The organism is Streptomyces sp. NPDC048484, from assembly GCF_040651415.1.
Lineage (GTDB): Bacteria > Actinomycetota > Actinomycetes > Streptomycetales > Streptomycetaceae > Streptomyces.
The window spans coordinates 60306-84129 of the sequence record NZ_JBEZJY010000005.1 but is presented as its reverse complement, the minus strand read 5'-3'; the positions used below and the strand labels follow the sequence as shown (position 1 = coordinate 84129).

The following is a 23824-nucleotide window of genomic DNA, read 5'->3' as shown; positions in this document are numbered from 1 at the left end:
GGGCCGTCAGGATCCGGGTGACCACGACTGACTACGGCGCCGGTCGCACCACCATCGCCGAGCCGCCGCCCCTGCGCACGGTCTCCGCGGCCGCCAGCCACTTGCCGTTCGGCAGGCGCTGGACTCCCGTCGCCGCACCGATCTCCGGGTTCTGCCGGAACCCGTGACCGATGGCTTCCAGCTGTGCCCTCAACGGGCTGTTCCACAGGCCCGGTTCGAGTTCGGTGGTCGTCTGGTTGCGCTGGCTGGCACGCGGGGCGGCGATCGCGTCGACGAGCGGCAGACCCCGGTCGAGGAAGCCCGTCAGGGTCTGGAGGACCGTCGTGACGATGGTCGCGCCACCGGGCGAGCCCAGCGCCACCACCGGCTTCGCGTGACGGTCGAGGACGATCGTCGGCGAGATCGACGAGCGCGGACGCTTGCCGGGCCCGGGCAGGTTCGGGTCGTGCACGGCCGGGCTCGCCGGGGCGAAGGAGAAGTCGGTCAGCTCGTTGTTGAGGATGAACCCGCGGTCCGGGACGGTGATCCCGCTGCCGCCGGTCTGCTCGATGGTGAGGGTGTACGCGACGACGTTGCCCCACTTGTCGGCCGCCGTCAGATGGGTCGTGTTCTCACCCTCGTACGTCGTCGGCGCGGCCGTACCGCCGGCCGAGCAGGAGGCCGGATCGCGCGGGTCGCCCGGCGCGAGCGGACTCGTGAGCACCGCGTCGTCCTTGATCAGGCACTCGCGCGAGTCGGCGAACTTCTGCGAGAGCAGTTCCTTCGTCGGTACGTCCTCGAAGGCGGGGTCGCCCACCCAGCGCCCCCGGTCCGCGAAGGCGATCCGGCTCGCCTCGATGTAGCGGTGCAGGTACTGGACGTCGGAGGCCTTCGAAAGGTCGGTGTTCTCAAGGATGTTGAGGGCCTCGCCGACCGTGGTGCCACCGGAGGAGGAGGGTGCGATGGAGTAGACACCCAGACCGCGGTACGAGGTCTTCGTGGGCGCCTGCAGCTTCGCCCGGTACTTCGCCAGGTCCTTCAGCGACAGCTCGCCCGGACGGGCGTTGTACCCCGAAGCGGGGTCCACCGGAGGCTCGTTCACCGTGTCGACGATGTCCTCGGCCAGTTCGCCGCGGTACAGCGCGCCCACCCCCTTGCGGCCCAACTCCCCGTACGTACGCGCCAGATCGGGGTTCTTGAACGTCGAGCCGACCACCGGCAGCGAGCCGCCCGGCAGGAACAGCTCGGCCGTGTCCGGGAAGTTCCTGAACCGTGCCTCGTTGGACTGGGTCTGCGAGCGGAACGTGGCGTCGACGGTGAACCCGTCCCGCGCGAGCCGCTCCGCGGGCCTCAGCAGCGACCCGAGCCCTTTGCTGCCCCAGTTGTCCAGCGCCGTCTGCCAGGTGGCGGGCGTACCGGGCGTGCCCACGCCCAGGCCGCTGGTCACGGCGTCCTCGAACGGGATCGGCCGGCCGTTCTCCAGGAAGAGCCCCGAGTCGGCCGTCAGGGGCGCTGTCTCGCGCCCGTCGATCGTGTGCACCGTACGGGCCTTGGCGTCGTAGTAGACGAAGTAGCCACCTCCGCCGATGCCCGACGAATACGGCTCGGTGACGCCCAGGGCGGCTGCCGTGGCGACGGCCGCGTCCACCGCGTTGCCGCCCTTGCGGAGGATCTCCACACCGGCGGCCGAGGCGTCCGCGTCGACACTCGCGACGGCCCCGCCGTATCCGACGGCGACCGGCACCTTCTCCGCCGGGCCCGATCCGCCCCCGGCGCTCCCCGAGGACGGCGGCGCCGCCGCCCCCACCGACACCACAGCGGCCGAAACCGCCAGCACCGCAAGTCTCCGCGCGAGCGAGCGCTCCATCAGTACCTCCAGTGAACGACCGTCCGCGCAGCGTAACTTCCTCGGCATGGCCGCGTCAGGCCCCTCTCGAACACCGATGCGTACGCCCGCTAGCATGCGCGCCCATGAACGACGACGTGCGCAACATCGTCCTGGGGGTGATCGCGGCGGCCCTCAGCGCCTCGCTGGGCTGGCTCGCCCGGACCTATCTGTGGAAGCGGAAACTCCGCCGCAAGCAGGCCTTCTTCGGGCTGCCCGACCACTCCGAGTCGCTGCTCGTGGTCAACCGCGACGCAGGCAGCCCCGATCTGGCCGTACACCGCTACGACGTGTTCGCGCTCCTGGAACTCGCCGCGCTGATCAAGGGCTGCAACGCGCACGCCGACCTGATCACACAGGACGCGGCCCGGCAGGGCTTCGGGGAACGCACGGAGTTCTGCGTCGGCGGCCCGGGGTCGAACCGCCGTACGGCCGCCCATATGCAGGCCATGCTGCCGGGTGTGCGGGTGAACACCGACCCGGAACCGGGTCCGGACCGCCTCGCGTTCCAGATAGGCACCGAACGCCACCGTATGGAGCAGGGACTGGCCGAGTACGTGCTGCTCGCGCGGCTCACCGCCGGGCAGCCCGGCCCGGGCAGGCCCGTGTTCCTCTTCTGCGGCCAGCGCGCCATCACCAACCAGGCGGCGACGCGCTATCTGGCCCGCAACCACGAGCGGCTGTACCGCAAGCACGGCGACAGCTCCTTCGTGCTCCTCCTGAAGGTCGTGAACTCCCAGGCGTACGGGCCGGATGTCGTCGAGCTGGTCGCCGACGTCACCCGCGCCGCACAGACCCCACTGCCGGATGCACCCGCAGGGTCCGCACGGAACACCCATCGGGCAACCCCCTAGCCCCGGGGACGGAGCACAACCCGACCGGCGCGCAGCTGACCTTCTCCTCACCCGCGGCCGACCCGTCATGCGTGTCGGTCCCGCTGCGTGAGCAGTGATCCCCGGCTGCCGCCGGACGGGCCATTGCCCTTCGCTACCGCGTGCCCGACAGCAGCGTCCCTGGGTCGGCCGAGGCGTCTTCGACAGCCTCTGTCACCGCGGGGATGAACGACAAAGCGTAGTCGAGGCCCGACGCGGCCGGCCCCCCGGCCTGGCGGAACCCGGCACCGGAGCCGGGGCACCGACCCGACGCGGGCGCACGGACGGCGAGTTGGGCCCCGCCACGGGAGTAGTGGGAGCTCTGGGAGCCCCGGCGGCCGGTCGCGAGGAAAACGCCGGGCGCCGCCCGGACAGGGCCTGTACGTGCCGTACGGGTCATGATCACGCTCCCCCGCTCAGTGTGTGAGGATTTTGGAGAGGAAGTCCTTCGCACGGTCGCTGCGCGGGTCGGTGAAGAACTCCTCCGGGGTGCGGTCCTCGACGATGGCGCCGTCGGCCATGAAGACGACACGGTTGGCCGCCGAGCGTGCGAAGCCCATCTCGTGGGTGACGACGACCATCGTCATGCCGTCGCGCGCGAGCTGCTGCATCACCTCCAGAACCTCGTTGATCATCTCCGGGTCGAGCGCCGAGGTCGGCTCGTCGAAGAGAAGCGCCTTGGGGGCCATGGCAAGGGCGCGCGCGATGGCCACGCGCTGCTGCTGGCCGCCTGAGAGCTGCGCCGGGTACTTCTGCGCCTGCGAGGCCAGGCCCACCCGGTCGAGCAGTTCGAGCGAGCGCGTGTCGGCCTGGGCCTTCTTGTGGCCGCGCACCTTCACCTGCGCCAGCGAGACGTTCTGCAGGGCCGTCTTGTGCGCGAAGAGGTTGAAGGACTGGAACACCATCCCGACCTCGGCGCGGAGCCTCGCGAGTTCCCTGCCCTCCTCCGCCAGTGGCCGGCCGTCCAGCTCGATCTCACCCGACTGGATGGGCTCCAAACGGTTGATGGCCCTGCAGAGGGTCGACTTGCCCGACCCCGAAGGGCCGATGACCACGACCACCTCCCCCTTGCCGACAGTGAGGTTGATGTCCCGCAGGACATGCAGCTCTCCGAAGTACTTGTTGACGTCACGCAGCTCGATCAACGGATCGACGGCCATGCTCAGCCCTACCCACTCTCAGCCGTGTCGGGATTGCCGCAAACTATCCACACAAGGGTGGCGTTAATGCACGACACGCACCTTTCAGGCATTAGCCGTATTTACACCGCTCATGCAGACCAGGGCCTCACGTTTCCGCTACCTCGGCATACAGCTGCGAGAGTTCGGGAACTCCGCTGGACGCCCACTCGTGGCCCGAGACGACCACGTCGATCTCCCGCCCCGACTCCAGCCGTACGACCGGCCGGCCGTTGGGCCAGACCTCCCAGACGGCGCCGGGGACCGTGCGGACGATGACCGTGCCGAGATAGAGGCCGGCGTCGTTGCCGAGCCAGGGCAGGCTCTCCTCGTCGTCGCGCCAGCGTGGCAGCAGCTGGTCGAGTGCCTCCAACGAGGCCGCGGTGTCGTCGAGTGCGATCCCCGCCTGATGGGCCTGAGAGCGCAGCAGTTCACATTCGGAGAGCAGTTCGGCCACCCCCTCGCGGTCACTCTCGCTGTCCGAGAAGACCGCGGCTCCTCCGTCGGGGCCCCGCTTCTTACGCCAGTGGCCCAGGAAAGGGATGTTCATACACGCAGCCTTTCATCCATATCACCTGGTGCACCACAGGGCGCGCGGATCGCCTGTTCCCAGGGAGTTCGCTCCCAGTTTGCGCCTGCCTCATTGACGGGTCCCTGTCGCCTCCTTAGCTTCACGATGCGTCTGTCGCCTCGTCAGTAAGTCGTTCGTGCGCCGTTCGTGAGCCGCCAGCAAGCCGTTCGTGAGTGGGAGGAGTCGGTGTGCGCCGACGTATGTGGGGTACCGCCGTTGCTCTGGCTCTGCTGTCGGCGACGGTTCCGGCGGCGGCCGCGTCCCATAGCGGGGAACGACCCCGGCCCCTGCCCCAGCCCCTGGAACGGCTTTTCGACAACACGGCCGTGAGCGACGACGCACGGCCCGCCGGTGCGGACTTCGACGGCTCGGGCGGCTCCCTGTCGGCGCAGGACCTGAGCGCCGCCGGATGGACGCCGGGGCGCTCGCCCACGGTCCAGGGCGCGCGGCTGGCCTGGCCCCGCCGGGCGCCGGGCAAGCCCGACAACGTACGCGCCGACGGCCAGTCCGTCCGGGTGAGCGGCCACGGGGACGCGCTCGCCTTCCTGGTCGCGGGCACGGGAGGCGGCGAGGAGAGCGGCACGGGCGGGGTGCGGTACCGCGACGGTTCCCGCTCCTCCTACCGGCTGACCGCGTCGGACTGGCGAGGCGGCCCGCTCGCCACCAAGGCCGTGGCCCTCCCGCACGTCAACACGCCCGGCGGTCAACTCACCGAGAAGGCCCGGCTGTACGTCGTGACCGTGCCGCTCGCCCGAGGGCGCGCGGTGGACTCCGTGGAACTGCCGCGCAACGGCGACCTGCATGTGTTCGCACTGTCGGTACGCTCCGAAAACCCTGGCTGGACGGGGAGTTGGGCCGCGTCGGCCTCCGGCTACGCGGCGGTCGGGCCGTGGATGGACCGGACGCTGCGCCTGGTGGTGCACACCTCGGCCGGCGGGCCACGCGTGCGGATCCGGCTCGACAACACCTTCGCCGCCACGCCCGTACGGATCGGGAGCGCGACGGTGGCGGTGCAGGCATCCGGGGCGAGCCCGCGCGGCGCTCCCGTGCCGCTGTCCTTCCGGGGCTCCGAGGACACCGAGATCCCGGCGGGAGCACAGGCGTTCAGCGATCCGCTGGGCTTCGACGTGCCCGCGGACAGCAACCTCCTGGTGAGCTTCCACCTACCGGGAACAGTCACGGCGGCGCCCGTGCACAGCCTGGCCGTCCAGCAGTCGTACGTCAGCGAGCCCGGCGACCACGCGGCGGACGCCGCCCCGGACGCGTACACCTCGACGATCCTCAACTGGCCGCTGCTGACCGGTGTCGACGTGGGTGAGGGGCCGGGATCCGTCGTGGTGCTCGGCGACTCGATCACGGACGGCGAGAAGTCGACGCGGGACGCGAACCGGCGCTGGCCCGATCTGCTGGCCGCCCGGCTCCGGAAGCAGGATGTGGTCCCGCGCTATGGGGTCCTCAACCACGGCATCTCGGCGAACCGTGTGGTCACGGACCGCTACCCCGGTGACGGTGTCTCCACCGACACGGGTGGGGTGAGCGCGCTGCACCGCCTCGACCGGGATGTCCTGGCCCAGACGTCGGCGCGTACCGTCGTCGTTTTCCAGGGGGTCAACGACGTCCGCTGGGGTGCGAGTGCGGAACAGGTCGTGGACGGGCTGCGGGAGGTCTCCGACCGGGCGCGGGACCGCGGGCTGCGGGTGCTGGTCGCGACGATCGCGCCCTGTGAGGGGGAGGCCCGGTGTACGGCGTCCGTCGACGCGCAGCGCGCCGCCGTGAACCGGTGGATTCGGTCCGGCTCCGGAACCGGGCTCGATGGTGTACTCGACTTCGACGCCGTGTTGCGGGATCCAGGGCATCCCGCGCGGATTCTTCCCGCCTATGACAGCGGGGATCATCTGCATCCGGGGGACGCGGGCTTGGCCGCGCTGGCGGAGTCGGTGGATCTGGGCTTGCTCTAGGGGGCTCGGTTCCCCGGGGTTCCCCGGGCCCCTCATGGTCATGGCGCTACACCTCGAGGTCCACCACCACGGGGGCGTGGTCCGAGGCGCCCTTGCCCTTTCGTTCCTCCCGGTCCACGTAGGCGTCGGTGACCGCCTTGGCGAAGGGGGCGTTGCCGTAGACGAGGTCGATGCGCATGCCGCGGTTCTTGGGGAAGCCGAGCTGGCGGTAGTCCCAGTACGTGAACGGGTGGTCGTACTTGAGGGGGCGCGGGACCACGTCCGAGAGACCGGTCTCACGCAGCGCGGTGAGGGCGGCGCGCTCGGGCGCGGTGACGTGGGTGGAGCCCTCGAAGACGGCCCGGTCGAAGACGTCGTCGTCCGTCGGTGCCACGTTGTAGTCGCCCATCACGGCGAACGGGCGGCTGCCGGCCGCGTCGCCCGCGACGGCCGCCTTGAGGGCCTCGAACCACTGGAGCTTGTACGCGTAGTGCGGGTGGTCCACCTCACGGCCGTTCGGCACGTAGACCGACCAGACGCGGAGCGGGCCGCAGGTCGCGGAGACCGCTCGGGGCTCCTCGACGCCTTCGTAACCGGGATCGCCGGGCAGGCCCCTGACGACGTCTTCGAGGCCCACCCGGGACACCACCGCCACGCCGTTCCACCGCCCTGTCGCGTTCACCGCCGACTCGTAGCCCAGCTCACGGAGCTGCTCGGACGGGAACTGCTCGGCGGTGGTCTTCGTCTCCTGGATGCACAGCACGTCCGTGCCACTGCTCTCCAGCCAGGACAGCAGCCTCGGGAGACGGGCGGTGATCGAGTTCACGTTCCAGGTGGCGATACGCATGCTTCACAACCTACCGGGCGCCTCTGACACAGGCTCTCAGAGGTCGGCGCTCTCGCCCGGCGCCAGCCGCAGGTGCTCGGAGCCGCCGAGGGCGCCGATCTGGCGGTCGTAGACGGGGCGGGCGAGATCGGTGAGCAGCGCGTCGTGGATGTCGTACGCGCGCTGCGGCCCGACCTCGCGGACGTAGTCGATGACCTCGGAGATCTTGCTCCAGGGAGCCATGACGGGCAGCATCAGCGTCTCGACCGGGTGGTCGGGGACCGTGAGGGCGTCGCCCGGGTGGAAGACGCGCCCGCCGTCGACGAGGAAGCCGACGTTCGTGATGCGCGGGATGTCGGGGTGGATCACGGCGTGCAGTTCGCCGTGGACCTGTACGTCGAAGCCCGCAGCGGTGAACGTGTCGCCGTGGCCGACGGTGTGCACGCGGCCCGGGAAGGCGGCCGAGAGCTGGTCGGCCACGGACTTCAGGGTCCAGATCTCTGCCCCGGGGTTGGCCTCCAGACCGGCCCGCAGATGTTCCTCGCTGAAGTGGTCGGGGTGCTCGTGCGTGATGAGGATCGCGTCCGTGCCGACCGCTGCGTCCGCCTCGCTGAAGGCACCGGGGTCGATGACGAGTGTGCGGCCGTCCTTCTCCAGGCGGACGCAGGCGTGCGACTTCTTCGTGAGCTTCATGGTTCCCATCCTGCATCCGGGCGCCGGGGCGGGCGCACCCGAGGAGCCCTCGCGGCTTTCCGGTCCGGTCTCCGTTCCGGTCTTCCGGCCCGGTCTTCCGGCCCGGCTTCCCGTCCGGCCTTTCGGCGCTCACTCCTCCGGTGTGGTCTCCTCGCGGATGACCTGCTGCGCCACCTTGAAGGCGCTGTTCGCGGCCGGTACGCCGCAGTAGACGGCCGCCTGGAGGAGCACTTCCTTGATCTCGACCGGGGTGAGGCCGTTACGGAGGGCGGCCCGGGTGTGGAAGGCCAGCTCGTCGAGGTGGCCGCCCGCGACCAGGGCGGTGAGCGTGACACAGCTGCGCGAGCGCCGGTCGAGGCCCGGCCGGTCCCAGATCTCGCCCCACGCGTAGCGGGTGATGAACTCCTGGAAGTCCCCGGAGAACTCGTCGGCCTGGGCCAGCGCCCGGTCCACATGAGCGTCCCCGAGCACCTCACGGCGGACCTTGAGGCCCGCGTCATAGGGGTCGGACCGGCCCATCAGCGCCTCCGGCTGGGGGGCGGGGGCGATCTCGGCGACGGGTGACATCTGCTGCGGTACGGCGAGCACCGGGCTCGCTTGGGGGACCACGACCGCCATCTGTCCGGTCGACGAGTCGTAGGTCGGCTGCTGCCAGGCGGTGGAGAAGTGCCGTACGAGGAGGTCCGTGACCGCGGCCGGCTGCTCCACGGGGACCAGGTGGGAGGCGCCGGGCACGACCGCGAGGCGGGCGTCCGGTATCCCGGCGACCAGCGTGCGGGCCTCGGCCGGGCCGGTCACCTGGTCGTCCGAACCGACCAGGACGAGCGTCGGCACGCCGATCCTGCCGAGGTCGGATCGGATGTCGAACGCGGCGAGCGCCTCGCACGCGGCGATGTAGCAGCCCGGATCCGTGGTGCGCACCATCTGCACGGCCCACTCGGTGATCGCGGGCTGCGCCGCGGCGAACCCGCCCGTGAACCAGCGCTCGGGGGATGTCCGCGCGATGGGATCCAGACCGTTCGACCGTACGATCACACCGCGCTGACGGAACTCGTCGGCCGTACCGAAGCGCGGGGAGGCCGCGATCAGCGTGAGTGAGGCGAGGCGCTCGGGTCGGCGCAGCGCCAGCTCGGCGCCCACCGCGCCGCCGAGCGCGCAGCCCGCGTAGCCGAACCGCTGGACGCCGAGGCCGTCGAGGGTGGCGAGCAGCCGCTCGGCGAGCTCGGTGACCGAACCGGCCGGGTGTGCGGGCGCGCCGCCGTGGCCCGGCAGGTCGAAACGGAAGACCCGCCACTGCTTGACCAGCTCCGGGACCTGCCGGTCCCACATGTGCCATGTGGTACCGAGTGAGGGACCCAAGATCAGGACAGGTGCGTCTTCTGGCCCGTCAAAGCGGTACTGCAGGGTGTTGGTCTGTGCGTCGCTCACCCGACTCACGCTCCCACATCTCACGATTACTCACACGCTTGGGTCGGATCCCCATACAAGCCATCCCATGTTGTGGCAGCCTCGCGAAGATCTTCCGCATCGGGCTTCACATACCACCGCTCGGTGGTTGCCACGTTGGTGTGCCCGGCCCCGGGAAAGATGTGGTCCGGCACCCCGTTGTCGGCCAGGTACGTGACGCACGATGCGCGTGCATCGTACAGACGGACCCTGCGAAGCGTCTCCACCTGAGCTGGGACGAGAAGGCCCTGCCCCGTCGTCACTGCTTACGAGAGTCTGACGCGGGACCCGTTTTTCCTCACCTCCCCACCCCCACCGGCCACGCTTGCCCCGTCCACAGACACGAATGCGGACTCCCATGGGCCATGAGGGGCGAAGGAGCGGGACATGAACATGTACAACGAGCAGGGTGAGAACCGTGGGAGCCTGCGGGACGGGTCGCGCCGCGCTCACCGAGCGAAGTCCAGGACGCGGCGGATCATGATCGGCGGCAGCGCCCTGGCCACCGTCGCGGCGGCCACCGTGGCGGTGTCCCTGGCCTCGGCGAGCCAGTACGGGTCGTCCGAGGCGGGTGCCGATCGTGCCGTCTTCGTTCAGGGCAACGAGCTGGACGGGAACACCGTCCACGTCTTGGCACGGGACGGCCAGGGCAAACTGAAACCCGCAGGCAGCTACGCGACCGGCGGTAAGGGCGGCGACCAGGTCGATGCCCCGACCGACTCGCTCGCCTCCCAGGGTTCCCTCGTCTACGACGACGCCTCCGGAATGCTGCTGGCGGTCAACGCGGGGAGCGGCACACTGACCTCCTTCAGCGTCGAAGGCCGGGCGCTGAAGAGCCGCCAGGTCGTGGACAGCGGCGGCGAGTTCCCCGCCAGCATCGCGGTGCGGGGCAAGATCGCGTACGTCATGAACGCGGGCGGTGAAGGCAGCGTCCAGGGCTTCCGGATCACCGCGAAGGGGCTCGTGCCGATGCAGGGCTCTCACCGCTCCCTCGGCTTGGCGAACGAGGACGTACCGCGCTTCGACACCTCGCCCGGCGAGGTGGAGATCACCCCGGACGGCCGCAACCTGGTGGTCACCACCAAGGGAAACAACACCGTCGAGGTCTTCCCGCTGAAGAAGAACGGCCTGCCGGCCGTCACCGAACCGGTCGTCAACAAGTCCGTCGGCAACGTGCCGTTCGCGATCAGCTTCGACAGGTCCGGCAGCCGGATGCTGGTCGCCGAGGCCGAGAAGTCCACGGTCACGACCTACCAGGTCAAGCACAACGGCAAGCTGAAGGTCCTTCAAAGGCCGCTCGCCAACGGCCAGGAGGTCCTGTGCTGGCTGGTGCGCGCGGGCAACTACTTCTACGGCGGCAACACCGGCAACTCCACTGTCACCGGCTACCGCATGGACAAGCAGGGAAGGCTCGCCCTCACCAACGACGTCGGCGTCGCCACGCCGCCCTCCGCGAAATCACAGGGTGTGATCGACCTGGCCGTGACCGGGGACGAGAAGTTCGTCTACGTCCAGAACGCCGTCTCCGGCACGGTCGACGGCTTCCGCGTCGAGAAGAACGGCTCCCTCACCAAGGTGACGACCGCCGAGGGCCTGCCCGCGTTCGCCGAGTCCGGTATGGAAGGCATCGCCGCGATGTGATCCCGCGCAGGTGGACGAGAGCGCCTGCACGGAACGACGCCGACAACCCGACGGCTGCCCGACCGAGAGATCGGTGGGGCAGCCGTGCTGTGCGGCGAGTCTGCCGCCCGGGTGGCCGCAGATGTCGCAGCCGGCCTCCCGGTGACCCGGGCACCCCTGCCAGGAGCGGCCGTGCGGCCGGCGGCGCGGCGGAGTACGTCTCCCGCAATGACCTCGGCATCGCCGTACTGCTCACCGCCATGGCCGAGAGGGGCGTACGGCGGCTGGTGCCGGCCGGGATGCGTGGCGCGTAGCTCCCCTTGGACCGGTGGTGCTGCCCGTTTCAGGAAGCGGCAGCGGGCAGCACCACCTCGAAGCGGCAGCCGCCGGGGATGTTGCGTACGGTGGCGCGGCCCTGGTGGGCCTCCACGATGCCGCGGACGATGGCGAGACCGAGCCCGGCGCCCGCCGGAGGCGTGCGGGCGTGGGTGCCGCGCCAGCCCGTGTCGAACACGCGGGGCAGGTCCTCCTCGGGGATGCCGCCGCAGCTGTCCGAGACGGACAGCACCACGCCGTCCGGCGAGCGTTCGGCGGCCACCATGACCGTGCCGTCGGCAGGGGTCCGCCGGATCGCGTTGACCAGGAGGTTTCCCAGGACGCGGCTCATCTCCTTGCCGTCCACCTCCACCGGCAGGGGCTCGACGCGGCCTCCGACGAGATGCACTCCGTGTTCGTGGGCCAGTGAATACACCCCGGCGAGGGCATCTCCGACCAGGTCGTAGACGGACATCCGGGAGGGCGACAGAGCCAGCGCGCCGGCGTGGATACGGGAGAGTTCGAAGAGGTCGCCGACCATGTCGTTGAGGCGTTCGACCTCGGTGCGGATCTGGCGCAGGTACCGGCCGGGGTCGGTGGCGACGCCGTCCTCCAGTGCCTCGGACATCGCGCGCAGCCCCGCGAGCGGGGTGCGCAGGTCGTGCGAGATCCAGGCGACGAGTTCCCGGCGGGAGGCCTCCAGGGCGCGTTCGCGCTCCCGGGACTCGGCCAGCTTCGCGCTGGTGGCCTGTAGTTCGCGGCTGAGCGCGGCGAGTTCGGCGGTGGCCGCACCGTGGGGCGCGGTGAAGTCGCCGCCGTCGCCGAAGGAGCGGGCGGCGAGCGTGAGTTCGCGGCTGCGGGCGACCACCCAGCGGCCAAGCACCACCGCGGTGGCCAGGGAGACGACGGCCGCCATCGCGACCACCGTCGTCACCACGGACAGGTCGTGCGCGGACAGGAACATCGCCTGCGCCACGGCCAGGGTGCCCGCGAGCATCGCGGTCACGGCGACGGCCACCACCACGGTGAGCGAGCTGGTCAGCGACCGGCGGCGCAGCAGCCACAGGGTTCCCGCGCCGAGCAGCCCGGCGGCGCCGGCGCCGAGCAGGGCGTACAGGGCGATGAGGAGGGTGTCGCGCATGATCACTCCTCGCCCTGGCCGGAAGAGCTGGAAGAGCCGGAAGGATTTGCGGGATCGAATCGGTAGCCGACGCCCCACACCGTCTGGATCAGACAGGGCCGGGCGGGGTCGTCCTCGACCTTGTTGCGCAGCCGTCGGACGTGGACGGTGACGGTCGACAGGTCGCCGAAGTCCCAGCCCCACACCTCCCGCATCAGGTCCTCGCGGCTGTATGCCCGTCCCGGATGACGGAGGAAGAACGCCAGGAGGTCGAACTCCCTGAGTGTGAGGGCGAGTTCGGCGCCATTCTTGGTGGCGCGGCGCGCGGCCGGGTCGACGACGAGGCCTGCCGCGCCGAAAGACCGCGTGCCCGCGCGGGGCGTCGTGCGGCGCAGTACGGACTCCACTCGCAGCACCAGTTCGCGAGGGCTGAACGGCTTGGTGACGTAGTCGTCCGCACCCACCTCCAGCCCTAGGACGCGGTCCTCCTCGTCGCCGCGGGCGGTGAGCATGATGACCGGGACGGGGCCGCGTCCGCGCAGCCGCCGACACACCTCCAGGCCGTCCATGCCGGGCAGCATCAGATCAAGGACGACCAGGTCGGGCCAGTGGGCGGCGGCGCCGGCCAGGGCGCTGGGCCCGTCCCCGGCCCGGTCCACCAGGTACCCGGCGCGATCGAGGTAGCCCGAGACGACCTCCGCGACGGTGGGGTCGTCGTCGACCACGAGGACGCGGGCGCCCCCGGCCCCCCGGCCGACGGAGGAGCCCGTCGGCGATGCGTACGGTTGCTGATCCATACGGCCAGCCTCGCACCGCGCGCCCTACCACGTCGCCCGTCAGCCGCCCGCAGTCCCTGACGTCCGTGTTTCGTAAGGAGTCGAAGTCCGGTATGCACCGTTCGCGTTCGTAGGGTGAGAGCCGTGATGACCCCTTCCGCATCCGAGGACGTCGATGTCGTCCTCCCCTGTCTCGTCGATGTCGTCCTCCCCTGTCTCAACGAGGCCGAGGCACTGCCCTGGGTGCTCTCCCGCATTCCGCCCGGCTGGCGTGCCCTCGTCGTGGACAACGGCTCCACCGACGGCTCGGCCGACCTCGCCCGCGAGCACGGCGCGACCGTCGTCCACGAAGCCCGGCGCGGCTTCGGCGCCGCCTGCCATGCGGGGCTGACCGCCGCGACAGCCGAATTCGTGTGTTTCTGCGACTGCGACGCCTCGCTGGATCCGGCCCTGCTCGTGCCGTTCGTACGCGAAGTGCTGGACGGGGAGGCCGATTTGGTGCTCGGGCGGCGTCGGCCGCAGGGCCGGGGTGCCTGGCCCGCGCATGCCCGGGCAGGCAATCTCGCGCTCTCCCTGATGCTGCGCCGCCGCACCGGTCTGCGCCTGCACGACCTTGGTCCCCTGCGCGCCGCCCGCCGCGAGGCACTGCTCGGCCTGGACCTGACCGACCGGCGCAGCGGCTACCCCTTGCAGATGGTCGTGCGCGCCGCCGACGCGGGCTGGCACGTCACCGAGCACGACGTCCCGTACCTGCCGCGCTCCGGTGCCTCGAAGGTGACCGGGACCTGGCGCGGCACCTGGCAGGCGGTACGGGACATGAGCCGCGTCCTGGCCGAGCGACCCGCCGTACCCGCGGCGGCCACAGCGCAGGCACAAACAGCGCAGGCACAAGGAGGACCCCGCCGGTGACCACCCTGCTCGTCATCGCCAAGGAACCGCGGCCGGGACGGGTGAAGACCCGGCTCACGCCGTCGTTCACGCCCGAGGAGGCGGCGGCGCTCGCCGAGGCGGCCCTCACGGACACCCTGCGCGCGGTGGCCGCGGCACCCGCTCGGCGTCGGGTCCTGGTCCTGGACGGGACCGCCGGGCCCTGGCTGCCGCCCGGCTTCGATGTCGTACCGCAGTGCGCGGGCGGCCTCGACGAGCGGCTGGCGGCGGCCTTCGCCGGCTGCGACGGCCCGGCCCTGCTGATCGGGATGGACACACCGCAGATCACCCCTGGCCTGCTCGCTGTGGACTTCGACGGGTACGACGCCTGCTTCGGCGCGGCCGAGGACGGCGGCTTCTGGGCGCTCGGGCTGGCGGAGCCGGACCCCGAGCTGCTGCGCGGGGTTCCGATGTCGACGCCCATCACCGGCGCCGTCCAGCGCGCCCGGCTCGTCGCCGCGGGCCTGCGGGTGCGCGATCTGCCGCGGCTGCGGGACGTGGACACGTCCGCCGACGCCGAAGCGGTCGCCGCCTTGGCGCCGCACGGCTGCTTCGCCGCGGAACTGGCCCGGCTGCGGACGGCCGGCCGCCGATGAGCACAGCGCTTGAAGTGATGGCGCGGGATCCCGCCGAGCAGAGCTGGTCCGCCGATCCCTACGCCGACGCCCTCCGGGCCGGCCACGGACCGCTCTTCCTGCGCCGCGGCGACGGCTGGCTGCTGCCACTGGACCCCGGGCGCTGCTGCGGTACGCCCGCCCGCTGGGCCGGCGCACCGTGGATCAGTGGTCGGCCGGTGGCCGCTGCTTCGTCTCCCTGCGCAGCCGCAGCACCAGCAGCAGGGCGGAACCGCCGAACAGCACGGCGGTGATCAGCAGCCAGCGGGCGAGGAAGCCGTCCGCGGACTGGCCGGTGGCCGACTCGTAGCCGTCCGCGACCCGGCCGCTGATCAACGGGAACCACACCAGCAGCAGAAGCCCGGAAAAGGCCGCCGGCACCCGGACGTACAGAGTCCACTCCCGGCGGCCGACGGCACCGAGCACGCCGGTGACGGCCCGGTCCACGGTCGCGTACAGCGGCAGAAACACCAGGTCGTGCAGCACCGCCGCGCCCACGAACCACAGCGTCACCCCGAGCAGGTCCCCGGACAGCAGACGCACACCCGCATATCCGGCGAGCGCGAACGAGCAGGCCAGGAGCAGAAACTGCAGGGGACTTCCCAGCGAAGGGAACATTCTGCGCATCACACGTCTCCGAACGTCATCCGGGCCACCCACTTGGTGTTGAGCACTCCGGGCGCCGCGGGCACGATGATCCGGGCGGGGTAACCGTGGTCGGGGGTGAGCGGCTCGCCGTTGACGTCCAGAGCGAGCAGGGAACGCGGGTCACGCACCTGGTTGGACCGCAGGGCGGCCTTGCGGAAAGCGCCGTGTCGCTGGAGGGACTCCACCATGACCTCGGGTGCCGCGTCCGCGTCGTACCCGACGAGGGCGGCGAGTTCCCGCAGCCGTACGCCCCGCCACCACTGGTCGCCGGTCGACCAGCCCTCCACACAGGCGATGGGCAACGCCGAACTGTGCAGCGGCAGTTCGAGCAGTTGGGCGCGGCTCAACCGGACGGTCCCGGAGGGCCCGGTGAGGACCAGCTGCCAGACGTCCTCGCGCGTCTCGGCGGCGCTGATCCCCCGGGACGCGGCGGTCTTGTTGATCTGGAAGCCGCCGGGGCCGCTGCCCGGATCGGCGCCACCGTGCGGCGCCAGGAGGGCGGTGCGCCGCAGCGGACCGTCGAAGCTCTGTCCGGCCGTGGTGCCGAACAGAAGCAGCGAACCGCCACCGACCAACCACAGCGCGCCACGCCGGGACACGGTGGGCTCGGCCGGCCGCGGGGAGACCAGCGGGAAGTCCGCCTCCCCACCCGCCTCCTCCTGAGGGCCCTTCCCCGCCCGCATGCGACGCACATTGCGTACGGCGGCGGGGGCCCGGAGCACCGCGTGCACCAGGAACGCGGCGAAGAACACCCAGGCGCCGTAGAAGTGCAGCGGATAGAAGGAGCCGGGGAAGAGGTAGTCCAGCTGGACATTGAGCACACCCGTCACGAACTCGAACAGCGCGCCGCCGACCAGAAGCAGCAGGGAGACCCGCTCCAGGGCGTGCGCGAGCGACCGGGCCGGCGGCAGCGCGAACAGCTTCGGCACCACCGACCACAGCTTGGCCAGCAGGACGGGGACGAGCGTGATGCCGAGCGTGACATGAACGCCCTGGGTGAGCCGGTACAGCCAGTACGGATGCGTCGGCCAGGCAAAGAGATAGAAGCCGAGAAGGCCCTTGCCAGGGGTCTTGTCGTTCACCGGCGACAGGTCCGGGTTGTACGCGGCGTACGACAGCAGCCCCGTCACGAACAGCACGGTGATCCCGCCGAGCAGCACGACACCGAGCACCGAGGTGAACCACGGACCGCGCACGGGACTGCGCCAGAAACCGGGAGATGTGGGAGAGGAGGATGGGGCGGGCAACCGTGACATGCGACGACCGTAGGCCGCTGCACCTGCGGAGAAGAGCCTTCGACACATGACGAAACGCTGACGTCCGCACGCGCGACGGCCTCGGCACGGCCCCCTGGCGTTCCCCCGTCGCGTGGGCATCGGTGTGGTCAGGCCGCTCGGGGCTCGCGCTCAGAAGTCGGTCGGCGAGCCCAGGCCGGTGAGGGCGCCGACCGGGTCCAGGTCGGGGGTGCCGCGGGGCCACCAGTCGTCGTGGCCCGGTTCCGACTCGTAGGCGTACCAGAGGCCGTCGTGTCCCAGGCGGAGCTGTATGTGGCCGTGGGGGTGTGTGAGGTGGTTGTGCCAGGGCCGGAAGGCGGGGAAGTCGGCCGCGAGAAGGAGTGGGCGGGCGCGGTCGAAACGACCCGCCGGAGGGTCCCAGACTTCTTCGAGTACGGCGAGACCTTCGAGCCCGCCCTGGCGCCACGCGGCGACCGCGCGGGCCAGGTCCCCCGGGGTGCGGCGCGCGGCGGTGGCCAGGGACGCGTAGAGGGTGCGGGTGGTTGCCGTGAGGCCGGAGCCCGGGCGGTTGGCGGCGAGCCGGACGGCGTCCTGCCAGAGCGTCAGCTCGGCGAGGGGATCACGGCCCGCGGTGAGCAGGGCGTGCGCGCGGGCGGCAGCGTCGGTGGCCAGCTGGTCCAGCGCGAACGGGTCGGGGCCGCCCGGTGACGCCGGGTAGGCCGGGGGCTGCTCCGGATGCGCGGGCGGCGGCAACGGGGGTGGCAGCGGCGGCCGCACGCGGGACTCGACGGCCTCGGCGGCCGGTACGCCCGGAAGTTCCGGTTCCTCGGCGGACCGGGCCGAACGGGCGGCCAGGGTGGCGTTGCGCCGGGACAGCTCGTCCAGCAGCTCGCGCTCGCCCCTGCCGCGCAACAGGAGGAGCACGAACGGGTCTTCGTCCAGCAGGCGCGCGGTCTGGTAACAGAGGGCGGCCGCGTGTTTGCAGGGGTGGCCGGAGTCGGGGCAGCTGCAGTGCGGTGCGAGGTCGCCGGGTCCGGGGAGCAGCTCCACCCCGCTGTCGGCGAGCACCTGGGGCAGGTCCTTGTCGAGCAACGCCGCGATGTGGCTCGGGCGTTCGGCGGCGGCGGCGAGGAAGCGCTCCCAGTCGTCGTCCGAGAGCGTACGCATCCGGATCTGTACCCGGTACGGCCGCGGGCGGCTCCCGTGCACGTAGGCGAGCACCAGCCCCGGTGTGACGGTGATGGCATCGACGTGCCCCTCCCCCGCGTACGCCTTCCCGCGCCCGAGTCGCGCCGCGTCGAGCGCCATCTCCTCCAACGCGGCGACCCACGCGTTGCCCCACCACGTCTCGGCGAACGCGCCGGCGCCCTGCGGCCGTACCCGTAGCGCGGGGAAGGTACGCCGCAGCTCGCCGTCGCGGGCCGGGGCGGCCATGGACCGACCTGGCACGGTGACAGCGCGCCGCGCGGGACCCGGGTCGTCGGCATCGGCATGGACATGGGCGTCGGCGTCGGGGGTCACCGCCGGATGTGTGGGGCCCGGCTCGGCGTCGGGCTCATCCGTCCGGGCTTCCCTCTCCATCCGGGACGACAGCTCGAAGGTGTTGCCCAGCCTCTCGGCCATCTCCCGGACCTGGGCCGCCGCCTCGCGGTGCGACGTGCTCGGGCGAGGTCCGAGGGGGGTGGGTTCAACGCCGCCGTGCCGTCTGCGGGACCCGACTCCCTTGGTCTGGGCGGCGGTTCGCTCCCGCTCCGCCTGGGTGCGCGCGGCACGCAGGGCCTCGCGGGCCACGTCGCCGGGGCGCGAGCTTCCCGAAGAGACGTCGGGCGGGCCGCCCACGGGCGACTCGGAGTCCACGTCGGGACGGCTTGCCGCCGGCCGGTCGGGGGCTGGGCCCCGGCTCTCCGCATCGGGCTCCTCCGTGCCCCCGGAGCCCGGTGCGCCCAGCTCGTCCTCGATCTCCTCAGTCTCCTCGGCGGCCCCGCCGCCGGTACGGACCGCAGCACGCCGCAGTGCCTCGCGCGCGACGTCGCCCGGCCGGGCCCCGTGCGCCGCGGCGCCCTCAGTGGCTCCACGCCTCTGCTCAGCAGCCGCCGGGCGCGCTTCCGGGGCCGGATGCTCTTCCGGGGCCGGGCGCGTGCCCGGCGCGGTGGAGTCGGGCTCCACCGAGCTTGCGCCCGCGCCCGGGGCACCGGAACCTGCGGCGCCCGCATCACCGCGCCGGGCCTCCCGCAGGGCCCGGCGGGCGGCGTCGGCGGGCCGCATCCCGCCGGCCGGGCGAGGTCGGTTCGCCGAGGGCACCTCGTCGGCCTGCTCGTCCGCCCCGTCGCCCGTACCCGGCTGATCCGTCGGAGACATCACGTGGGCCTCCGCAGTGACACCAGGTCGGACAGGTCGCGGTCGGTCAGCTCCGTCAGGGACGCCTCGCCGGACCCGAGGACGGCGTCCGCCAGGGCGCGCTTGGAGGCGAGCATGTCGGCGATGCGGTCCTCGACGGTGCCCTCGGTGATGAGGCGGTGCACCTGGACGGGCTGGGTCTGGCCGATGCGGTAGGCGCGGTCGGTGGCCTGCTCCTCGACGGCGGGGTTCCACCAGCGGTCGAAGTGGATGACATGGCCTGCGCGCGTGAGGTTGAGGCCCGTGCCGGCCGCCTTCAGCGAGAGGATCAGGATGGGCGTCGCTCCGCTCTGGAACCGGTCCACCATGCGTTCGCGCTCCGGCACCGGGGTGCCGCCGTGGAGCAGTTCGACGGGGACCGCGCGTGCCGTGAGGTGGTTCGTGATCAACCGGGCCATCCCCACGTACTGGGTGAAGACGAGCGCCGAGCCGTCCTCGGCGAGCAGCGTGTCCAGCAACTCGTCGAGCAGGGCCAGCTTGCCGGAACGGGCGGCCTCGCGAGCCGTCCCCGAGCCGCCGGGGCGCCCGTCCGGTTCCTCCTTCAGGTACAGCGCCGGATGGTCGCAGATCTGCTTGAGCGCGGTGAGGAGCTTGAGCACGAGGCCCCGCCTGGCGATGCCGTTCGTGATCTCGATGGCGAGCATCGACTCGCGGACCACGGCCTCGTACAGGGAGGCCTGTTCGCGGCTGAGGGGGACGGGGTGGTCCGTCTCCGTCTTGGGAGGCAGTTCGGGGACGATGCCCGGGTCGGACTTCTTGCGCCGGAGGAGGAAGGGGCGGATCAGGCGGGCGAGGCGGGCCACGGCCTCCTCGTCCTCGCCGTTCTCCACGGCGCGCGCGTGCCGGGCGCGGAAGGACTTCAGGGGGCCGAGGAGTCCCGGAGTCGTCCAGTCGAGCAGCGCCCACAGTTCGGAGAGGTTGTTCTCCACCGGCGTACCGCTCAGGGCGACCCTGGCCGGTGCGGAGATCGTCCGCAGCGCCTTGGCCGTCGCCGAGTACGGGTTCTTGACGTGCTGTGCCTCGTCCGCGACGACCATGCCCCAGGTCTGCTGGGCCAGACGCACCGCGGTCGACCGCATCGTCCCGTAGGTGGTCAGGACGAAGCCGCCGTCCAGGTCGGCCAGGGAGCGGTCCGCGCCGTGGAAGCGGCGCACGGGCACGCCGGGGGCGAACCGCTCGATCTCCCGCTGCCAGTTGCCGAGCAGCGAGGCGGGGCAGATCACCAGGGTCGGCTCGGTGCGCGCCCGCTTCAGATGGAGGGCGATGAGGGTGACGGTCTTGCCGAGCCCCATGTCGTCGGCGAGGCAGCCGCCGAGGCCTAGCGAGGTCATGAGGTCGAGCCAGGCCAGTCCGCGCAGTTGGTAGTCGCGGAGGGTCGCCACCAGGCCGGGGGGCGGTTCGGCGGGCCGCAGTCCGGCCGTCAGGCGGTCGCGCAGCGCGGCGAGCGCTCCGACCGGCACCGCCTCGACGGTCTCTCCGTCGACGTCCACGCTGCCGGTGAGCGCCGCGGAGAGGGCGTCGACCGGGTCGAGCAGACCCAGCTCGCGCTTGCGGGCCTTGCGGACGAGGGCCGGGTCGACGAGCACCCACTGGTCCCGCAGCCGGACGACGGGACGGTGTGCCTCGGCGAGGGCGTCCATCTCCGCCTCGCTGAGCGGATCGCCGCCGAGTGCCAGCTGCCAGCGGAACTGGAGCAGTTCCTCGCTCTCGAAGAAGCCCGTGCCGTCCGTGGCCGAGCCCGGAGCGGGGCGCACGACGGCGGACGCGCTCAGGTCCTGGGCGAGATCCCGGGGCCAGTGCACGGCGACGCCGGCCGCGCCGAGGCGGGTCGCCGCGACACCGAGCAGGTCCGACAGCTCGTCCTCGGAGAGTGCCAGTACGTCCGGCACGTCCTGTGCGGACAGCCGGTCCAGGGGCGGCCAGACGCGGGCGGCGCGGCGCACGGCCAGGGCTGCGTCGACCCGGGCGCGCGGGCCGAAGGTGGCGTCCGCGGTGCCCGCCCACAGGGCCGCCGCGTCGACGACGAGGGTGGGGTCGGCCAGGCTGTGCACCTGGACGACGGCCGCGCCCGCCCGTCGCGCGTCCTCGCTGTCGTCGAAGAGCTCGTACGCGGACAGGTCCAGACGCAGGGAGATCCGGACCCCCGCGTCCATGCCCGCGGCGACCTCCGCGGCCCAGTCCTGGGCGCCCGGCAGTCGCTGGGGCGCGCTCGCCGCGAAGGGTTTCCCGGCGGCGTACGGCGCGGCCGGGGTGCGGGGCAGGGCGTCGGCGACCGCGTCCAGGAAGGCACGTGTCAGCGCTTCGGGCTCGGGCAGCCGGAGCGGGCCGCGGCCCGGCAGGGGTACGGCGTGTCCCTCGTACGGGAGGGCCGCGGCGATCGCCCTCAGGTGGGCGATGTCGTCCGGGTCCAGGGGGCCGGCGCGCCACGCGTCGAATCCGTCGGGCGTCAGGCCGGGCAGGAGCCGGCCGCGCGCGACGAGCCGCAGCGCGTGCAGTGCGGCGGCGCCCCAGCAGGCCGTGGCGGGATGCGCTGCGGGGTCCCGCCTGGCCCGCACCAGCAGCGGCAGAGCGGCGGTGACCGGCAGCGTCAGCGCGGGGACCGACAGTCGTCGGGTCCCCGTCCCGTGCCGCCGTACGACCGTCAGCTCGGTGTCCGGCGCGGGGACCGGTGTCCCGCCCTCCGGGTCCCAGAAGGCGATCCGGCCGCCGCGGGGCAGCGCGGCGGGCAGGAACACGGCGGCCAGCCGGGCGGACACCTCGGGGCCGGTACCGGAATCGGCACGCGTCTCCCCCGCACTCATACTCCCGGCCACCTCCCTCGCCCCGAACGGATCACTCGCCGCATCACTCGTCTTCGACTCTACGGGCCGGGTCTGACAACGCGGTTCGACGGCAGGGCGGGGCGGAGCAGGGCGGGGCGGGTCAGGGCGTCGTTCTGGAGACCACGTAGACCATGGGGTGGCCGGGCTTCGACCAGTCCACGACGATGTGATGCGTGGGCGTCGGGTTCTCCCGCTCGCGGTTGAGGCCCGACCAGGGGCCGGGTCCGGTGAACTCCCAGCCGACGACGCGCCGGTCGCGGGTGCCGATGGCGATGTCGTCCTTCTTCAGGGCGTCGAGGCTGGTGCCGATGGTCCTGAGGAACTTCTCCAGGCCCTCGTCGCTGGTGAGGAACTGGACGTAGAGCCGGCTGGTCCTCCAGTTGTTCGTCTCGTAGTACGCGACCTCGGCCGAGTAGCCCGGGATGGGCACCTGGTACAGGCGGCGCTGGACGCGGGAGGGCCAGCCCGGGGTGAGTCCGGTCGCCGAGTACTTCGCCTCCTTGTCCTTGCCGCTGTCGCGGCTCTGGTTGGCGGAGATCATCAGGTAGCCGGCCGGGACGCCGATGAGCAGCACGATGATCAGCAGGGTCAGGGCGCGACGGCGGATCATGTGGCCCCGCTCCTCGGGCGGCCGCGGCGGCTCGTCCGGAGGGGGCGCCTGGCGCGGCAGCGAGGCCGTCACAGCGTCTCCTGCGCCTCGCGGCGCGACTCGGCGTACCGCTCGTAGCGTTCGTACCGCTCGACCCGGCGCCGGTTGGCGCGCCGGAAGCGGCGGGCCACCAGCCGGGCGAGGTCCGCGGCGCCGACCATGCCGGCCTCGGGGCCGAGCTGGGCGCGGGCGATCCGGGCCTCGGGACGGTAGCCGCGGCCGGTCAGCTGACGGCGGAAGGCGTCCCGCGCAGGGCCGATCAGCAGGTCGTCGGCCGCACTGACGCCGCCGCCGATGACGAAGCAGGAGGGGTCGAGGGCCGCCGCGAGGTTCGCGATGCCGACGCCGAGCCACTGGCCGATGTCCTGGAGCAACTCGATGCACATCGCGTCGCCCTCACGGGCCAGCTCGGTGATCATCGGGCCGGTGATCTCGTCGATGTTGCCCTTGACGTGCTCGATGATCCCGTACGCCACCGGGGAGTCGGCGGCGGCTAGCTCGCGGGCCTCGCGGACCAGGGCGTTGCCGGAGCTGTACTGCTCCCAGCAGCCGCGGTTGCCGCACGGGCAGCGGTGGCCGCCGGGCACCACCTGCATATGGCCGAACTCGCCCGCGACACCGAACTTGCCGCGCTTGACCTGCCCGTCCTCCAGGATGGCGCCGCCGATGCCGGTACCGAGCGTGATCATGACGAGGTGGTCCTCGCCACGACCCGCTCCGAAGCGCCATTCCGCCCAGGCGGCCGTGTTGGCGTCGTTGTCGACCAGGACGGGGACGGCGAGGCGTCCGGCGATACGGTCGCGGAGGGGCTCGTTGCGCCACGACAGGTGGGGCGCGAACAGGACGCGGTTGCGGTCCGCGTCGACCCAGCCCGCCGCGCCGATGCCGACCGCGTGGACGTCGTGCCGGTCGGAGAGGTCCAGGACCAGTTCGACGATGGTGTCCTCGACGACCCTGGGGCTCTTGGACTTGTCGGGGGTCTCGGTGCGGACCTTCTCCAGAATGTTGCCGTCCGCGTCGACGACACCCGCCATCACCTTCGTACCGCCGATGTCGATGCCGACGGTGGGTACGCGCGGCGCCGTCAGATGGGAACGGCGCTCCCGCGTGCCCACGGTGCGCAGGGCGGTGGCGCGGCGGGAGCCGATGGGGGCGCCCGCGGCTCTGGCGGAGCCGAGCGCCCTGGGCAGTGCGAAATCGCGGTAGGTGCTCATCGCGCCGATTCTGCCGCACGCTGCCGCTTGGCTGCACGGCGGCGCCCTCCGCTGCGCTCGGGCCGCCCTGAAGTGGTACCGGTCGTTCGCTGCCTGCGGG

At 72.0% G+C, this 23824-nt stretch carries 19 protein-coding genes and 1 pseudogene; 6 read left to right on the top strand and 14 right to left on the bottom strand.

The window, feature by feature from the left end; all coding sequences use genetic code 11:
- Positions 1 to 31: 31 nt before the first annotated feature.
- Positions 32 to 1846: a gamma-glutamyltransferase gene (gene ggt / locus AB0D14_RS06635; RefSeq protein ID WP_362775516.1), complete on the bottom strand. Its 1815-nt coding sequence runs from the start codon at positions 1844 to 1846 to the stop codon at positions 32 to 34.
- 104 nt (positions 1847 to 1950) lie between these two features.
- On the opposite strand from ggt, the gene AB0D14_RS06630 reads away from it, so the two are divergent.
- Positions 1951 to 2718: a hypothetical protein gene (locus tag AB0D14_RS06630; protein ID WP_362775514.1), complete on the top strand. Its 768-nt coding sequence runs from the start codon at positions 1951 to 1953 to the stop codon at positions 2716 to 2718.
- 434 nt (positions 2719 to 3152) lie between these two features.
- Here the strand turns inward: AB0D14_RS06630 and AB0D14_RS06625 are convergent, their stop codons facing one another.
- Positions 3153 to 3896 carry an amino acid ABC transporter ATP-binding protein gene (locus tag AB0D14_RS06625; protein ID WP_362775512.1) on the bottom strand — a complete coding sequence of 248 codons (744 nt, stop codon included), beginning with the start codon at positions 3894 to 3896 and terminating at the stop codon, positions 3153 to 3155.
- A 127-nt stretch (positions 3897 to 4023) separates the two neighbouring features.
- Positions 4024 to 4464 carry a DUF6278 family protein gene (locus AB0D14_RS06620; RefSeq protein ID WP_362775510.1) on the bottom strand — a complete coding sequence of 147 codons (441 nt, stop codon included), beginning with the start codon at positions 4462 to 4464 and terminating at the stop codon, positions 4024 to 4026.
- A 221-nt stretch (positions 4465 to 4685) separates the two neighbouring features.
- On the opposite strand from AB0D14_RS06620, the gene AB0D14_RS06615 reads away from it, so the two are divergent.
- Positions 4686 to 6443, top strand: a complete 1758-nt coding sequence (locus AB0D14_RS06615; RefSeq protein WP_362775801.1) for an SGNH/GDSL hydrolase family protein — start codon at positions 4686 to 4688, stop codon at positions 6441 to 6443.
- Between the two features lie 46 nt (positions 6444 to 6489).
- Here AB0D14_RS06615 and AB0D14_RS06610 read toward each other — a convergent pair whose 3' ends face one another.
- The 3 genes from AB0D14_RS06610 to pcaC all read right to left on the bottom strand — a co-directional run bounded on the left by AB0D14_RS06610 (position 6490) and on the right by pcaC (position 9369).
- A complete protein-coding gene (locus AB0D14_RS06610) occupies positions 6490 to 7269 on the bottom strand; it encodes an exodeoxyribonuclease III (RefSeq protein WP_362775509.1) in 780 nt (259 codons plus the stop codon).
- A 36-nt stretch (positions 7270 to 7305) separates the two neighbouring features.
- Entirely contained in the window at positions 7306 to 7941 is a 636-nt protein-coding gene (locus tag AB0D14_RS06605; protein WP_362775507.1) for an MBL fold metallo-hydrolase, read from the bottom strand.
- A 129-nt stretch (positions 7942 to 8070) separates the two neighbouring features.
- Positions 8071 to 9369 (bottom strand): 4-carboxymuconolactone decarboxylase, encoded by a 1299-nt coding sequence (gene pcaC / locus AB0D14_RS06600; RefSeq protein ID WP_362775505.1) that lies wholly within the window; start codon positions 9367 to 9369, stop codon positions 8071 to 8073.
- 405 nt (positions 9370 to 9774) lie between these two features.
- On the opposite strand from pcaC, the gene AB0D14_RS06595 reads away from it, so the two are divergent.
- Positions 9775 to 11028 (top strand): beta-propeller fold lactonase family protein, encoded by a 1254-nt coding sequence (locus AB0D14_RS06595; protein ID WP_362775503.1) that lies wholly within the window; start codon positions 9775 to 9777, stop codon positions 11026 to 11028.
- Between the two features lie 322 nt (positions 11029 to 11350).
- Here the strand turns inward: AB0D14_RS06595 and AB0D14_RS06590 are convergent, their stop codons facing one another.
- Together AB0D14_RS06590 and AB0D14_RS06585 are read right to left on the bottom strand one after the other, a co-directional pair.
- A complete protein-coding gene (locus AB0D14_RS06590; protein ID WP_362775501.1) occupies positions 11351 to 12463 on the bottom strand; it encodes a HAMP domain-containing sensor histidine kinase in 1113 nt (370 codons plus the stop codon).
- Positions 12464 to 12465: 2 nt separating this feature from the next.
- Positions 12466 to 13239 (bottom strand): response regulator transcription factor, encoded by a 774-nt coding sequence (locus AB0D14_RS06585; RefSeq protein WP_362775499.1) that lies wholly within the window; start codon positions 13237 to 13239, stop codon positions 12466 to 12468.
- A gap of 126 nt (positions 13240 to 13365) precedes the next feature.
- Here AB0D14_RS06585 and AB0D14_RS06580 point away from each other — a divergent pair, with 126 nt between their 5' ends.
- From AB0D14_RS06580 to AB0D14_RS06570, 3 genes and pseudogenes are all read left to right on the top strand, one after another.
- Positions 13366 to 14127 carry a glycosyltransferase family 2 protein gene (locus AB0D14_RS06580; RefSeq protein WP_362775497.1) on the top strand — a complete coding sequence of 254 codons (762 nt, stop codon included), beginning with the start codon at positions 13366 to 13368 and terminating at the stop codon, positions 14125 to 14127.
- The gene (locus AB0D14_RS06575) at positions 14124 to 14741 is read left to right on the top strand and encodes a DUF2064 domain-containing protein (RefSeq protein WP_362775495.1); all 618 of its coding nucleotides are present in this window, start codon (positions 14124 to 14126) and stop codon (positions 14739 to 14741) included. The genes AB0D14_RS06580 and AB0D14_RS06575 overlap by 4 nt, the downstream gene beginning before the upstream one ends.
- Positions 14738 to 14875, top strand: a pseudogene (locus tag AB0D14_RS06570) (SAM-dependent methyltransferase); the annotation flags it as partial. The gene AB0D14_RS06575 and the pseudogene AB0D14_RS06570, both read left to right, overlap by 4 nt.
- 49 nt (positions 14876 to 14924) lie before the next feature.
- Here the strand turns inward: AB0D14_RS06570 and AB0D14_RS06565 are convergent.
- From AB0D14_RS06565 to AB0D14_RS06540, 6 genes are all read right to left on the bottom strand, one after another.
- The gene (locus AB0D14_RS06565; RefSeq protein WP_362775493.1) at positions 14925 to 15386 is read right to left on the bottom strand and encodes a hypothetical protein; all 462 of its coding nucleotides are present in this window, start codon (positions 15384 to 15386) and stop codon (positions 14925 to 14927) included.
- Positions 15386 to 16663, bottom strand: coding sequence for a molybdopterin-dependent oxidoreductase (locus tag AB0D14_RS06560; RefSeq protein ID WP_362775492.1), 1278 nt, complete (start codon positions 16661 to 16663; stop codon positions 15386 to 15388). The genes AB0D14_RS06565 and AB0D14_RS06560 overlap by 1 nt, the downstream gene beginning before the upstream one ends.
- 150 nt (positions 16664 to 16813) lie before the next feature.
- Positions 16814 to 18907: an SWIM zinc finger family protein gene (locus tag AB0D14_RS06555; protein ID WP_362775799.1), complete on the bottom strand. Its 2094-nt coding sequence runs from the start codon at positions 18905 to 18907 to the stop codon at positions 16814 to 16816.
- A gap of 92 nt (positions 18908 to 18999) precedes the next feature.
- Complete coding sequence (locus tag AB0D14_RS06550) at positions 19000 to 21840, bottom strand: DEAD/DEAH box helicase (protein WP_362775490.1); 2841 nt, start codon at positions 21838 to 21840, stop codon at positions 19000 to 19002.
- A gap of 121 nt (positions 21841 to 21961) precedes the next feature.
- On the bottom strand, positions 21962 to 22543 hold the full coding sequence (locus AB0D14_RS06545; protein ID WP_362775488.1) for a sugar kinase: 582 nt from the start codon (positions 22541 to 22543) through the stop codon (positions 21962 to 21964).
- Positions 22540 to 23724 carry an ROK family glucokinase gene (locus AB0D14_RS06540; protein WP_362775486.1) on the bottom strand — a complete coding sequence of 395 codons (1185 nt, stop codon included), beginning with the start codon at positions 23722 to 23724 and terminating at the stop codon, positions 22540 to 22542. Before AB0D14_RS06540 ends, AB0D14_RS06545 begins: the two co-directional genes overlap by 4 nt.
- Between the last annotated feature and the right edge of the window lie 100 nt (positions 23725 to 23824).